The organism is Paenibacillus plantarum (assembly GCF_013141695.1).
Lineage (GTDB): Bacteria > Bacillota > Bacilli > Paenibacillales > NBRC-103111 > Paenibacillus_E > Paenibacillus_E plantarum.
Window position 1 is genome coordinate 508258 of sequence record NZ_WHNY01000067.1, and the last position, 15543, is coordinate 523800.

A 15543-nucleotide genomic window follows, 5' to 3' on the forward strand; every position below is an offset into this window, starting at 1 on the left:
GGACTTCTCACCAATGGGTGAAGAAGTCCTTTTGTAGGTTTAGATATTTAATGGCATTAACCTTTATACTTTTGGAAGAAGGATTTGAATACTTCTGGCGTATTGCCGACTGTAGATCCAGCCTCAGGAACCCCGCCAACAATGCGATCTACTTCTACCCCATTTTTGTAATATACTAAGGTAGGTGTGGATTCAATCTTGTACTTGTTCCAGCCATCTTTGAACTCTTCCAAATTGAATTGCTTCACGTCTAGACCTAATTGTTGCTGTAGAGGAACTAGTACAGGTGTCGTCACTTTGCAATGAGGACAAGTTGACGCATAATAGTACTGGAAGAATGTCTCTTTGTTCTTCAATCTGGCATCTAAATCTGCAGGCAAAATCAAGTTCTGGTAGTTCGGATCGTTTAACTGTTTCACAGTCTCTGGATTGAGCTTGGATGCAGCAACTCCGTAAGGATTACCAGCATTCGCTTTATCCGAAGATTTGGTAGATTGCTGATTAACAAAGTATAGACCACCGAATAAAATAACAACTATGCCTAAATAAATAAGCAACTTCTTCATGTATGCACCTCTTTAAAATGTTTACTTTCTACTATCTTCTATAAAAAGTATAGCATATCCTGTAGGATTTCGTAAAAATATTGGCTGTTTCGTGACAACTCAGCTATAATACCGTTACACTGTACCATGGAAACACAAATTGTCGGATCAAATGGGATTTTATATAGAAAGCGAAGATGACGAATGGCGAAGCAGCTACCACCCCTTTTTAGGGAGAAAATGATTGATTTATTGGGTAAAGAGGAGTTTGAGCAGTTTCTTGCTTCCTATGATGAACCACGCGTTTATGGATTACGGGTAAATACGGGGAAGGTGGAGCGTGCTGAGTTTTTGGAGAAGAGTCCATTTCATTTGACGACTATACCTTGGGTTTCGGATGGTTTTTATTATCAAGAAGGGGAACGCCCAGGTAAGCATCCGTATTACCATGCTGGACTTTACTATATCCAAGAGCCGAGTGCGATGGCACCTGTGGAGCTGCTAGAGATAAAACCAGGGGAGCGGGTTCTGGATTTGTGCGCAGCCCCAGGTGGGAAATCGACGCAAATCGCCGCGAAGTTGCAAGGTGAAGGCGTCCTAGTTGTGAACGATATCCATTCAGATCGGGTCAAAGCTTTGGTTAAAAATTTAGAGCTGCTCGGCGTGCGAAATGCCGTAGTTTTGAATGAGAAACCGGAGCGGATGTTGACTGCATTTCAGGGGTATTTTGATAAAATTTTGATTGATGCGCCTTGTTCAGGTGAAGGAATGTTCCGCAAGGAAGAAGAAATGATGGGGCAATGGGAGCGCCACTCTGTTCAGGAATTTGCTGCAATGCAGAGGGAACTGTTGGCGCAAGCTGCGGTGATGTTGGCACCTGGAGGCAGGATCGTGTATTCGACCTGTACGTTCTCACCGGAGGAGAATGAGGCTCAGATTGCAGAGTTTCTGGACAAGCATCCTGCTTTTGATGTCGTTCCTATTGATGGATTCAGTCCTGGGCGGCCGGATTGGTTGAGGGAACCGTGGTGTGAGGCAGATGCTTACAGTTCAAAGGCAAGGGATGCTGTGGCAGGGACGGCGAGGTTGTGGCCGCATAAGTTGCGGGGTGAGGGGCATTTTTTGGCGGTTTTGGGGTTGGGTGTTGGGGATGGAAGTAAAGGGGAAAGAGTGAGTGCGGGAGCTGGTGCGGGTGCGGGAGCGAGTGCAAGTGTAGGTGCGGGAGCTGGTGCGAGTGCAAGTGCGGGTGCGGGTGCGAGTGTAGGTGCGGGAGCTGGTGCGAGTGCAGGTGCAAGTGCAAGTGCAGATAAAAGTGCGGGGGATGCCGGCTTTGTGGCGGCAGCGGGGAAGCGAAGCGGCCGTCCCGCGCTACGCGGGAAGGGCCGTGCTGAGGCACCGCCTAGCACGGGGGTGAGCTTGGAGCCGCTGGAGGCGTTCTCCGGTGAGCTGCTGCGCAGCGAGCCTTTCGCCCTGAGGCGGCTGGTCTGTTACGGCGAGCACGCGTATGCGTCGCCGGCGGGCTTGCCTGAGCTGCACGGACTGAAAGTCGTGCGGCCGGGCTGGTACATCGGCGCGCTGCACCGCGGCCGATTTGAACCGTCCCATGCGCTAGCCATGGGACTGCGTTTGCGCGAGGCCAAGCGAGCGCTGAGCTTGGCTTCGAGCGACGAGCGAGCCCTTCGGTACCTGAAGGGCGAGACGCTCGAAGTCGCGGAGAGCGAGATACTCCGCGATCCGGAAGAGACCAAGGCAGCCAAAGGCTACTGCCTGGTCTGCATTGACGACCATCCTGTCGGCTGGGGTAAATGGCTCGACGGGATGCTGAAGAACGAATATCCGCCCGGCTGGAGGTGGACCTAAACGGTCATGAAACAAACACAACGACTCGATAAAATACTCGCCCATGTGGGCGTTGGTACCCGTTCTGAACTTAAGCGCCTCGCCAAAGAAGGTGCTATTTACGTCAACGGTGTGAAGGTCAAAGACAGTGGTATGCAAGTAAATCCTGATAAGGACACCATTACCGTGAATGGAGAGGTCGTCACTTACCGAGAGTTTGTTTATCTAATGATGAACAAACCGCAAGGGGTGGTCTCGGCAACCGAAGATAATCGGGATCGCACGGTCGTGGATCTTTTGGACGAAGAATACGCACCGTTCGAAGTGTTTCCTGTAGGCAGATTGGACAAGGATACAGAGGGCTTCCTTTTGCTCACAAACGATGGCAAACTGGCTCATAACCTGCTCTCACCTCGCAAACACGTTCCGAAAACTTACTACGCCAAAGTTGAGTGGGAGGTTAACGAAGCGGATCAGGAAGCTTTTAGCCATGGAGTAACTTTAGATGATGGTTATGAGACGTTGCCTGGTGATTTGAAGATTTTACAGACCGGAAATGAAGCTGCTGAAATCCCTTCTGAAATCGAGCTTACGATCATGGAAGGTAAGTTCCATCAGGTGAAACGTATGTTCCAAGCTGTTGGCAAACAAGTCGTTTTTCTGAAAAGAATGTCCATGGGCCCGCTGGCACTTGATCCCGAGTTGGCCTTGGGTCAGGTCAGAGAATTAAGTGTGGAAGAGCTCTCGGCTCTACGAAATGCCAACGAGAATCAAAATTAACTATACAAAAATACTAGAATATGGTATTTTCTTGGTAGTGAAATTTATTTGTGCGGAAGAACCGCCTAGTTATTGCTGATTTTTAGCAATACTAGGCGGTTTTGCTGTTTTTAGTGGAAATATGTCGAAAATAGGTAGACATTTACAATTATGAAATGAGATACTACCAATAATTGGGTATATACAAACAGGGGGAGATCAATTTGAAAAAATCTTTTATTCTACTTTCAACTGTATTTTTATTCACGGCTTGTCAATCCTCGACCTCAGCCGCTGATTCACCATTTCCAACTCCAAGTGCGGTCACTGCGATAAAACTCAAGGACGTTTCTGACCACTGGGCGATGTCTGCCATAGAAGGTGCTGTGAAAAAAGGGTATGTCGACGGATATGAAGACTCCACATTTAAGCCGGAAAATAATGTTTCTCGTGCTGAGTTTGTGAAAATGGTCATAACAGCGATAAAGGAGCCTGTGAAGAGCGTTTCATCAGGGGCGGATTGGTCTTCTCCCTACATTGCTGCCGCTATAAACAAAGGTATTCTGAGAGAATCGGATTTCTTGATAGATAACGTCAATGATCCGATTTCTCGCTTAGAGATGTCTCGTATTTCATTACGTGCAACGGACGTGACGTTACAGAACAAAGCAATTCAAATAGATAATGATTCAGTCATGTATAACGCAGCCAAAATGGGACTTATTCAAGGCATGGCAAAAGGGGCATTAGAGCCAAAGAGCTCGACTACACGAGCTCAATCAGTAACAATAATTGAGCGTATTCTCAAAGTGAACCAAGGCGGAACGTTAGAAATTGATAATTATGCTGTTGGGAATGCTGAACTGGAATTGAAACACACTAATATATTTACGGTTATGCCACATATTTTTGGAGGGGAACAGATAGAAAAATGGAATCCGGAAAATCTTACTCTTGAAACCGGTGATGGACTTTACAAAGGAACGATGGATCAAATTGTTGCTATAGATCTGGAAGATCCTAATGATCCAAATCTAGCACTTCTAGGAGATATTAGTAAATTGAAATGGTTTAATGGTAGATCCTTTGAAAACAGCCCTTATGTTGAAAGTCGATATATGAATAGTTACGTAATTTATTTCAAAGGACATGTTGATTTCAATAATGATACTAACATATATAAAAGCAGTTCTACACTACCCATATTTAGTCTAGATGGTTTCAAAAATGGCGCACCAACTGACTCTATTAATGGAATTTTGAGTTCTCCAAGACCTCTGTTCTTTAAAACATCAACTGATGTACCAGCTCTTATTATTCCGAAAGATTCGATTACCGATAGTTACGCAGGATTTTCTATTAGTGCCCCTGCAATACCGCCAGCTCAAAACTACAACAAAAAGATTTTTTACAGTTTAATTCCAGAAAAAATAATAAAACAACACTACTAGGAATGGAGGCGATCTCATCTGCCGCTTAAAATACAGCAAATTAGTATTTGCCTATTAATAATAATTGCATTTCAACATATACCACTTGATTATCTGAAATTCAATTTGCCATTCGCAAAAGCTGCTGATGATAATGATGAAACTAGAATCATGACTTACGCTACAAACTCGCAAGCTGGATACCAAGCTGTATTTAGCGATTCTAACACTGCAAATACAAACCCGTTTACAGTGACAGCACCAACTGGAAAAGTTATTAAAGAAATTGGATTTTATATGGATGGGGAAACCCAACCAGTTAAAAAAAATGATTCTGCAAAAGGTTTATCCACTTGGAGTACAACAGGTATAAATTTTTCTGGAGTGCCTGTTCTTGTTGAATCAAACAACAATGATTCTGCTAAAGGATATTTTGCTTGGTATCGCTATGCTCCTGGTAGTCCTGGTAAAGAACTTGACTGGTATCAGGACGGAGCACTAGGCTGTTCTGCTTACTCAGGGCGAGACTACTCTGAGAATGTCAATGGAACTATGATGCCTTCAAGTCCAAATTGCGAAGGAGCAGTTTTGTCCTTAACTGCAAATAGGCAAATAGGATACACAATAGTTGATAATGGCACCCCAATACCTTCCTCAGCGGTTAGCGCTTCAGATGTGACAGCGACAGCACAAATTAATGCAAGCGTAACCGTTTCCGGACCAGCAGGCGTTGAAGATGGATACACAGATACTGCTTCAACCCACTACGTTGAAACAAATGGTGGAAGTACATCTAGTGAATACATTGTTAAGTATACACAAGATTTAAATTATAGCAGCCCCTATTTCAAACAGCTCGGACTTCCAGGTGCAAAGGTAATGGTTTACTACGCCGCTTTCAAGGTTAATCTCAAATCCAAAACATACAAATACCCAGACCACATTAAAATTACTTATGAAACTGCAACAGGCCCACCTAACTTGGGCAATATTGTTTTAGATGAAGATGGGCAATGTATTGAGGCAAACAAATCAACAAACTTCCATTTCTCCTTTACAAATACAGGTGGAACCGATGTTACAACTTCCTTCAACGTAAAAGTCTTAATAGACGGCATAGTACTCAACACCTTTAACTACACAGGTACCAACGCAGGCGAGAAAAAGACTGGTACCTTCACCAAATCCTTCTCAGGAACTTCCCCCTATGGAATCGCTATTCTCATTGACCCTATCACAGGTGAATCGAACACCTCCGACAACACCAAATCCATTACCATCACTCCCCAATCTACCTGCTCCATATCCCCTTCTAAAGAAGAAATTACAGCCAATTTTAAAATCGAAAAACCCTCAATTGAGTTCGGGAGTTACAACGGTGTTATAGCCGATGGCATTTCCGTTACAGGTGGCAATGGTTGTGGAATTCAACAGGTTGCCTATACGGTGTCACAAAATGGAAACTCAAAGGTCTATTCAAATACTGGCGCTTTTTCATTCAATGTTGGTGGTTTACCACCAGATCCTGGTTGGATGACAATCGGAACTGTCAGTGTCTCACTTAAAGTCACGTCCACGTGTGGTGGGGAAGCGAATGCAGTCCCAAAAACATTCCAAGTCGTTTCACCAGCATCTTGCGTAGGCTCTAATAACCCACCAGTCGTACGTGTTGGTTGGTTCCATGCTTATGACGGTGGAAGCATTACACCCGAAAATATGTTTGCTGTAGATGAACGTGTTTGGCTGCGAGTCATTCAAAAACCAGCTATGCTTCCGGGAGATCACGATGAGCCTTATGACCCTGACGGAGATCCATACTTTTTATCTTGGGATTTCGATGGTAGCTCTAGTGCATGGGTAAAACAGCTTAAAGCCGATTATGGTTTATGGGATCACGAGCCTAATGGATGGACGTACAATTTCAATGCAAATGTTCTTGGTCCACATAGTATCAAAGTAACAGCAACGGATAAATGTGGTAATCAGTCACAAACTTCGGCAACCATGAGTGTTGTGCCTCCGAACCCAGTCCCTATGATAACATTACCGCCAAAGGTAGTAGAGGGCAGATCGTATACACCAGATATTAGCTGTGCAAATAGTTACAGTCCGTATAAATCTAGGACAATATCAAACTGTGACTGGCACGGAACTAGGCTGCCATTATATTCAGCTTTCGGTGATTACGACATTCAACTGGATGTCACAGATAGCGCAGGATTGCGATCTCTTAATACAACGCATTCTACTTTGAACGTCTTAGAAGACTTACCACCTGTGGCACGACTAGATTACAATGATATCGGGGTACGAAATGTTTCCATGTCTTTCCAAGACAAGTCCTTTAGCCCAGACAGTGACCCAATATCGGAGCACACGGTTTCTTTAGCATGCGACAACAATAATAATGGATCTTTGGCAGATGATATAGTCTCTACTATTACTCCTGATGCAAATGGAAACTTTACCTATACACCTACTCAAGTAGCGAAGAAATGTAATGTTCACATTCACCTAAAAGAAGGTCTAGGTCTGAAGAAATCAACAGATAAAGATTTTTCATTCGAAGTGGTCAACCAAATGCCCGAAGTTGATTTCTCAGCTTTTGGTGTTCAACCTGAACCCGCCAACATAACGACTGTTACACCAACGGCCAATACAATCGTTAATTCGGCATCTTGGACTGCCTCTTCTTCAACAAGCGTTTCAGCACCAAAACTGTATAATTATAATTCTAGTGACAACTCAATTAGCACGAGAAACGTAACTAATTATGCCCCATACAAATCAATTACCAATTCAAATGTGGTGCAAAAGTGGTTTTACACAGATAAAGGTTATTGTGGTGATTGTGGTAACACAGGTAATTTAAATGGTTATTATGCTACTTTCGTAAAAGAGAACAGACTCGCTAAGCATCTTTGGAAGTCCGCCCAGAACAATGAGGGTATTGTTATGTATAACGAGGATAATCCTGCAATTGTTTATGGAGCAACCCATGCCAGTGCACCACAATTTACCAATAATGGTGGTTGGGGTGAGGAAGTAATGCCTAAGCTGCAGTATTCCCCTGCTAACATGACAGAAAATAATTCTGATATGATATTGCAAAGACAGGGGCCCAGCTATTACTCTCCGTGTTGTCAGTATGGATACTACAACGAGATCGTAACCAGAATTAGTGATATTTTAAATTTCACAAAGAATTGGCAGAACCAAATGGTAACTCCAGCTTACAATGCTACAAAACAAGCAACATGTGGATTTGCTGGATCTGATTCTCCTGGTAAGTGTCCACCTCCGGTGCCTACTACGTACCCAGCAATGTATACGGGTTCTAATCCCACGGTCACAGAGGGGGTAATCATGGACTCGATTGATTATAACCATGATTATGAGGATGGTCATCTTGTCCTACGCGGAACCTCTCAGTTTAGTTCTGTTTTCAATAAGGACTCGAGCGGAAACATCTACAAAAATAGCTGTGATTATGGATATTATGACCCGTATCAACACTTATGCAGTCTAGTAAAGTACAACAACGGTGGTGTAGCGCTTTGGCAGTACACGCCTAGCCCAGCTTCTTTCGGAATGAATCGAACTAATATTAGTGTAGAGTACATTTCCGATAATGAGTCTAAGATTCTCATTAAATATGGTTCCGTAAGACATGTTTTAAATGCAAATACGGGTGCTGTTTTGGTAGATCTAGTAGGTGGTGGGAATCCCTCCGATCCCCATAATAATTTAATTTACTACTTAGGTGTTTTTAATAATCGGGTTGCTTATATCAAACAGACGGTAGAGAGCGGTTATTACACCACTGTCGGTAAGAATGGCTTTTGGGATTTGATGTACTACGACCTAGGAACGGGCCAAACTACGACGATAGATCGAGTGAAAACATATGGATATTTAATTCAATATTGGCCAGATGATGGCGACATCCAATATAGAAGTCCTACTCCAAAAGCTACAATATCCTCAGACGGAAAATTGATTATTGGTAACGGCGAAACGAACATATTAGCCTACGATATGACTACAGGTGTCAAAGAAGTGGATATACCAACAGGATTGGCTTTTTCGAATTTCTCCGATTCAGGAAATGGAAGTAACACATATGGTATAAAAAGCATTAACTTGACAGAGGATGGCACAATTAAAGTTGTGTATCAAGGAAATTCAGATTATGGTAGTAGTCAGGGTAGGTATGAATGGATATTATCTGTGAAAACAGATGTAAACAACACAACTGGAAATGCCAGTTACGGTTTTCTATCTAACAATGATGCTAGCTTATATAATGGCGATATCGGCGTCAAAACCAAATTTAATCTGAATACATATAGTGATAGCGTCACAGCTGGTTTCGGATTTAGAGTGCAAAATAACAAAAATATGTATCGGGTTGAGTCTACGCCGAATCTCATCAAGTTGACCAAAATTGTTAATGGTATTTCATCTACGATTATGAGCAAAAATTATAATTCGAAGATCTCTGTGTACACAGAGATCAAAGCCAAGGTAAGAGCTAATCACATTATTGTCTACGCAGCTGGAATTCCAATCATTGATGCTTATGATAATACATTTGTGTCTGCTGGATCTTATGGCCTTTACTCAGAGTCCCCGTATGTAGAGCTTAAAGATTTCAATGCTATGATTTACGAGAGTAGTGATACGGCAGTTGCCAATCAAGCGATTGTAAATATGCCAATTACCTATAGCACTAGTTATCTTGATCCAGAGAACGATCCTGCTATTCCTAATCTAGCCCAATGGAAATTTACGAATATGGAACCTTACAAATTCCTAAATGCAGGGGATGGCGCTTCTGATCCTATAGGAACTAATAGCTATAACGGCGTCGTAATCCAAACGCCAAGTCCTAGTATTTCTAAGGTAGGCGTATTCAAGGTTGAATTCCAAGAACCCGACGACCCTGCACCAGCTGGATTCAAATATCCATCGCCTGTCTTTGCTATGTTTCAGAAAATGTCGGACCCTGCGACTCATTCAATCCTGGTTCATAGAAGGCCTATAGCACAATTCACCATTGCTGAGAATCCAGATCATACAATTCAATGGACGGAAACAGGCTACGACCCGGATCGATGGCTAAGCGCGGCAAACTATTCAACTGAAGCGACGGAGAAAAATTATCAGAGCACGAGAGGTATTTTTAACAACAGATACAGCTATACAACGCCAAGTGGTGTAACTCAGTTCGGAAAGCTCACACGGCCTAATGAAACTGGTACGTATACCGTTAGAGCAGCGGTCGCTGACGAATATGGTGCATGGTCCGATTGGGTAGAACAAACAATTCAAATTACGATTCCGCTGCCAAATCAACCACCAATCGCCGTACTTACATTTCCGATTGGAACGCAAGCAAGTCCTAGTTATGTGAATACACGTCAACCTACAATCAATTGGAATCAAGCTGATCCGGATGCAGGAACAACCTTTGCGGCTTTCCAAGTTGTGCTAAAAGATGAGTTTGGAAATGTCGCTGTTGACAGTGGTATCAAACCACAAGGAACATCTGCAACTACACAAGAATGGATAACAACACTTGCACTAACACAAGGTCAAAAGTACCAAGTTCAAGTAAGGGTTTTTGATGGAATTGTTTGGTCAGTATGGTCAAACATAGGGTGGCTAATTACTAACCGTCAACCAACAGCAACAATGATAGAACCGGGTGGTACACAAACTTCACCAACACGATTTAGTACCTTGCGGCCAACGCTAAAATGGAATCAAGCAGACCCTGATCCAGGTACAATATTTACGTATTTTCAAATTCAAATCACTAATGAAGCAAACGATACAATGATTGTGGATTCAGGTCAGTATTATCAAGGCTCCTCTTCATTAATCGGCAGTTGGTCAGTAAATACCGATCTACCGGCTGGTCAAAAATTAAGAGTTCGCGTTAGGGTGTTCGATGGCGTTATCTGGTCAGATTACTCACCACAAACTTGGTTATATATCAATCGACCTCCTATTGCCGATTTCGACTGGACTCCTAAGCCAGTTTGGGAGGGAGATGAGGTACGGAGCACCAATACTTCGACTGATCCTGATGGCGATGTGCTTTCATACTTATGGACCATTCAGGGACCAGATGGGGTTACTACGTCTTTTACATCTACAAATTTCACGCAAAAGTTCACTGAACCCGGTAATTACTTAGTTACACTATCCGCGATGGATGGGTTTCTAACATCAACTGCAGTTAAAACGATCACTGCTATGCCATTAACGATAAGATCTGTTGTGACTTACACGGACAATTGGTTGATTTTGCATAATCGGAAAGGGCATCAAACACAAGTAAATCCTAAACAATTTTATTCTGGTGAAATATTTGTTGTGAAAAGTCAGAGCGCTGCTGCCTCGGTTGACGAAGTCATCGCTTGGATTGACACGATTGGTTTGGATGGTCAGACCTTATATGTGTCTGAAAAGCTAACACCACAGTTAAATGATAATACGATGTTTAGTGGCGAATTATTTGATGTTAAATTCCAATCGCTAACGGAGGGACTGCCTCGAGGCGCACAGACGATTCATTTTCAGATTAGGTACAGTAATGGTGTTGTGAAAAAGGAAGATATTCCTATCGAAATCATTGGAAATGCTCAGCAATCGGTCGGTGTTCATCGGGTGCAATAACGTTTATATTGTAAAATCGGTGAACTGAAATTGCACCTATGGTACAATTAGTCGATATGAAGAGAGCGAGGGAGAGGATACCTTGAACTATCGATTAATCGCACTGGATGTTGATGGCACACTGCTTAACGATCATCACGAATTAACGGATCAAACGATTGAAACTATACAAGAGGTTCATGATCAAGGCTGTCATATTGTGCTATGTACGGGGAGAGCGCCGGCTAGTACGTTACCTATCCTAGAGCAATTGGGGTTGGAAGGAACGATGATCACTCATAATGGAGCGGTAACCGTTCATGCCGATGAGCGAGGGCAGTCACTGGTGAATGAGTTTTCTTTTGAAATTAGGGAAATCGAAAGTATGTTGGCTTATGCTCGCCGTGAAGGAATTCACTTCGATGTGTGTACAGCATTTAATATGTATATCGAACGTGTCGGTGAGTATGAGAGGATGATGTATCAGAAATTTCTCATCAATCCTAAACTAGTTACGTCTGTTTCAGAGCTTGGCGTGCCGATCGTTAAATTTACGCTTTTTGCTCAACCGGATGTGTTGGATCGTGTTCAACTTGAGTGGGAAGATCAGAAGCTTTATGGCAATTTGAGGATGATTCGCAGTGGAGATTTGTTCATTGATGTGATGAATCCGACTGCGAATAAGGGGAACGCATTGAAAGCTTTGGCAGCTACTTTAGAGATAGAAGCCCAAGAAATTATGGCGATTGGCAATTATTATAATGATCTGGAAATGATGAGTTTTGCTGGTTTGGGGATTGCAGTAGAGAATTCGCCGAATGATGTGAAAGAGGCAGCAGATGCTGTGACATCCTCGAATAATAATGAAGGCGTTCATGAAGCCATTCGCAAGTACTGTTTCTAAATAGAAATCGGTCAAAAACCTCGTTTTTCGAGGTTTTTTGTCGTTTAAGGGGTTTTTAGTGCATATTTCGTATGATAGAATGAGAGAAAGACTAATAGATGATGGTGGTGTATAAGGGATGGGGAAAATGAAAGTCTCCAAAAGAAAAGAGAAATTGATCGGAACGGTAGCTGGTGTTACAGCTATAGCTGCTCCACTTATGATGATTCCAGGACAGATTAGCCATGCACAAAAGGATCCAACTATAAGTAATGCCTTAACAACAATTGTGGTTCCATTACATGGTACGAAATACATAGATTTAGCAGCACTATATAATGCTGAGGATTTTACAATTCGTTTAGTAGAAGAGAATGGTTATGCATCTATTGAACCTACATTTGGTCATGATGGGATTTATGAGATCAAAGCAAACGAAATTGGAACATCAACCTTTACAATATTTGCAACCCAATATGAAGCTGATCAAATAACAGATACATTTAAAGTTGTAGTCGTACCAACTACTGAGGATCCATTCGAATATAACTTTGATATTTCCAAAATGACTTCTGAGATGATTACTGATTTGGATGGAGCAACGGGTATATTACAAAATATTAGTCCCATATCCACTAATAGCTATGATCCAGTCCAATATCCATCTTCGAATACACCTCCATATCAGTATGGAGAAATGGAAATGATAATTCAAGGCAGATTAGGAGAGTCTATTTCCGGTAGTACGTTAGAAAGCCAGATATTAGATTATTTTAGTGATGAAGATAAGGATGAATATGGTGAAGGTCACGAAGAGTTATTTGTGATTTTTAAAAATGAGGATACTCCCTTTTTGCACATTTCCCATCATTATGAAAGTGGCAATGTAGTGCGGTCTGATTTCACACCAACAACAATTGGTTCCTTCACTCTAGATGTCACGATAACTGATCATCATGGTGGATTCACAAACGCGAAGATTCCTTTCGAGATACATGCCCCCATTCCTGCTCCTCAAATCAAATCAAATAGTGTGGTTGCCAATCATTTTAGAACCGTAGACATTTCTCCCATCATGTATTTGTCAAATGACGCAGAAATTGATTTGAACGAGATTTTCTATAGTGAAGAAGATTTAGATTATTCAATTTCTGTTGAATATGGTTTATACACACCGCACACGGCCACACTTACCCTAGAGAATGACGGGACTACGCTTACATGGACAAAATTAAATACATTATTAAACCAAAAGGTGAATACACAAGATTCCGTTAAGAATATTAAAAGAATTACAGCTACAACTTCAGACAAAGAAACTGAACTTATGGTTAATATTCAGCATACAACGGTAGATCCATTCCCTGCTTCAATTGACATGTATCAAACCAATGCTGCAGGAACTAGTTCTTACATCTTAAATTTTAAAAGTGATAAAGGTTTCAATAGTAATAAAATAGTCATTCATGAGACTGATATTCAAAATAAAGCCGCGAATTCGGTTACGGCATATGTATATCAAAATGATTATCTCAAATTCGATTTTGCAAATGGGACGAGCCCAAACAATTCGAAGGTGAAAATTTATGCGCACGATTCCAATCCTAATAATTTGTATCTAGATGACTTTAATTTTAAATTAGTCTCTCCAGCACTGACGCCTTTGGCAAACTCTAACATTCCAACAGTTCACATAAAACGTTTATATCCAGAAGTGTCTGATACATATTGGGAGAGTAGAGCAAGTGAACTCGGAAGTTTCATAACTTCTGAACGAATACAGGATGTTTTTCTAGAATATTGGAAAGATCAAGTTACCCAGGTCGTGACCGTTACTGGCGTATTCCGTTATGAAGCACGACAGGGGAGTGGAGTTCTACTGAATATCGATCCTTTCAATGGTACTAAAGTATTCCAAGTACCGTTCATTAAACCATAATGTCTAACCATAACCACATCATCACCCTTATCCAATCCAACAAACACCATGAAGCCGAAGCGGAGCTTCTCCAAGCCATCCGCCGCAAGCCTCTCGAAGCGCAGTTGTGGGTAATGCTTGGTGAAACGCTGCTTCTACAGCAACAAGCTGGCGCCGCGAAGCGGGTTTTCGACCGGGCGTGGCTGCTAGACCCGCAGGCGAAATGGGTGAATCACATCTACAAGGCGATGCAAGAGGTGCCGCTTGGCGAGCCGAGACATGACATCGAGGATCTCTTGTATGTTCCCAATGTCACAGTGACCGCGGCGATTCTTTCGTACAATGAGGCTGCGAACATCGCGAAGTGTATCGTTGCTCTGCAAGGAGCTGTCGATGAAATCCTACTTGTGGACTCTTCGACGGATGATACCCGTAGGATTGCTTTGCAGTATCCGAAGGTAAAGGTTGTCCCGATAGTGTGGGAGGACAACTTCGGAGCTGCTCGAAATATTGGCTTACAGCATATCCAAACAGATTGGGTCATCTGGATCGATGCCGATGAGGTTCTGATACCGGAGGATGTCAACGCGATTCGTGAGGTTGCCAGTGTTTTTAACCATTCCAAACTTATCCCAGCTCTGCATGTCTGGCATTTGAACCGAATAAACGGTACCGTTCAACATGATTTCTCTCAAGTGCGGATGTTTCCGGCGCAGCGAGGACTTCGCTATTATGGACGCATCCATGAGCAAATCGCAACGGAAAAAGGAGTTTATCAGCTCGATATGTATCGCAGAGCTGTTAAAATCCGACTGGATCATAACGGGTATGATCCAGCTGTCATTCAAAGCAAAGGAAAGCTAGAACGGAACCTTCGATTGCTTAAGCTCATGATTGAAGAAGAGCCTGAGAATCCAGGCCACTGGTTATTTTATGGACGTGAATCGTTGGGTCTCGGACTAGAGGAGCAAGCTTTCACTGCCTTAACCGAAGCCGAACGCTTAGGTTTACAAACGCCCCTATTCGGCCGGATGCCTGAAATCTACCGACTCCTCATACAAATCATGATGCAGCGCAAAAATTACGCCGAAGCGGAAGCCTACTGCCACAAAGCGTTGGCGCATTCACCTGATTTCCCTGATGCGCATTATTTGCTCGCGCAAGTGCGTATACGACAAGCAGATGAGCTGCTGCGATTAGCGGAAACGAGTATTAAGCAGTCGCTGTCTAGTTTGCCTAATTACCGCGGCAGTGTTAGCGCTGATTATCACATTGGCGAGTGGAAGGCAGCGACGTCGCTTGGCGAGTTAGCTATGCGTTCGGGAAAGCTTGCGAGGGCGAAGCAGATTTTCTCCCAGCTCAAGGAAAAACCAGGCGCAACGGAGATATTATTAGCGAAATTAAATGCCATTGAATCAGAGCGGCAACGGCTTAATCAAGTCGATCAACACCCCAAATGAGAAAGACGATCACCATGCCTCAGTGGGCTGGTAATCGTCTTTT

The 15543-nt window shown here is 42.9% G+C and carries 8 protein-coding genes; 7 read left to right on the forward strand and 1 reads right to left on the reverse strand.

Going from position 1 to position 15543, the window contains the following annotated elements:
* Positions 1–56: 56 nt before the first annotated feature.
* Positions 57–566, reverse strand: a complete 510-nt coding sequence (locus tag GC096_RS25310) for a thioredoxin family protein (protein ID WP_171634050.1) — start codon at positions 564–566, stop codon at positions 57–59.
* Positions 567–749: 183 nt separating this feature from the next.
* Between GC096_RS25310 and GC096_RS25315 the strand changes: the two genes are divergently transcribed.
* The 7 genes from GC096_RS25315 (at position 750) to GC096_RS25345 (ending at position 15500) form a co-directional block, all read left to right on the forward strand.
* Positions 750–2405 (forward strand): RsmB/NOP family class I SAM-dependent RNA methyltransferase, encoded by a 1656-nt coding sequence (locus GC096_RS25315; RefSeq protein WP_171634051.1) that lies wholly within the window; start codon positions 750–752, stop codon positions 2403–2405.
* Positions 2406–2411: 6 nt separating this feature from the next.
* Positions 2412–3164, forward strand: a complete 753-nt coding sequence (locus GC096_RS25320; protein WP_171634052.1) for a pseudouridine synthase — start codon at positions 2412–2414, stop codon at positions 3162–3164.
* Between the two features lie 203 nt (positions 3165–3367).
* A complete protein-coding gene (locus tag GC096_RS25325; protein ID WP_171634053.1) occupies positions 3368–4594 on the forward strand; it encodes an S-layer homology domain-containing protein in 1227 nt (408 codons plus the stop codon).
* Positions 4595–4744: 150 nt separating this feature from the next.
* The gene (locus tag GC096_RS25330) at positions 4745–11260 is read left to right on the forward strand and encodes a glycoside hydrolase family 78 protein (protein WP_171634054.1); all 6516 of its coding nucleotides are present in this window, start codon (positions 4745–4747) and stop codon (positions 11258–11260) included.
* An 82-nt stretch (positions 11261–11342) separates the two neighbouring features.
* A complete protein-coding gene (locus tag GC096_RS25335; protein WP_171634055.1) occupies positions 11343–12143 on the forward strand; it encodes a Cof-type HAD-IIB family hydrolase in 801 nt (266 codons plus the stop codon).
* A 118-nt stretch (positions 12144–12261) separates the two neighbouring features.
* Positions 12262–14061, forward strand: coding sequence for a hypothetical protein (locus GC096_RS39675; RefSeq protein WP_246302935.1), 1800 nt, complete (start codon positions 12262–12264; stop codon positions 14059–14061).
* Positions 14061–15500, forward strand: coding sequence for a glycosyltransferase (locus tag GC096_RS25345; RefSeq protein ID WP_171634056.1), 1440 nt, complete (start codon positions 14061–14063; stop codon positions 15498–15500). Before GC096_RS39675 ends, GC096_RS25345 begins: the two co-directional genes overlap by 1 nt.
* Positions 15501–15543: the final 43 nt, after the last annotated feature.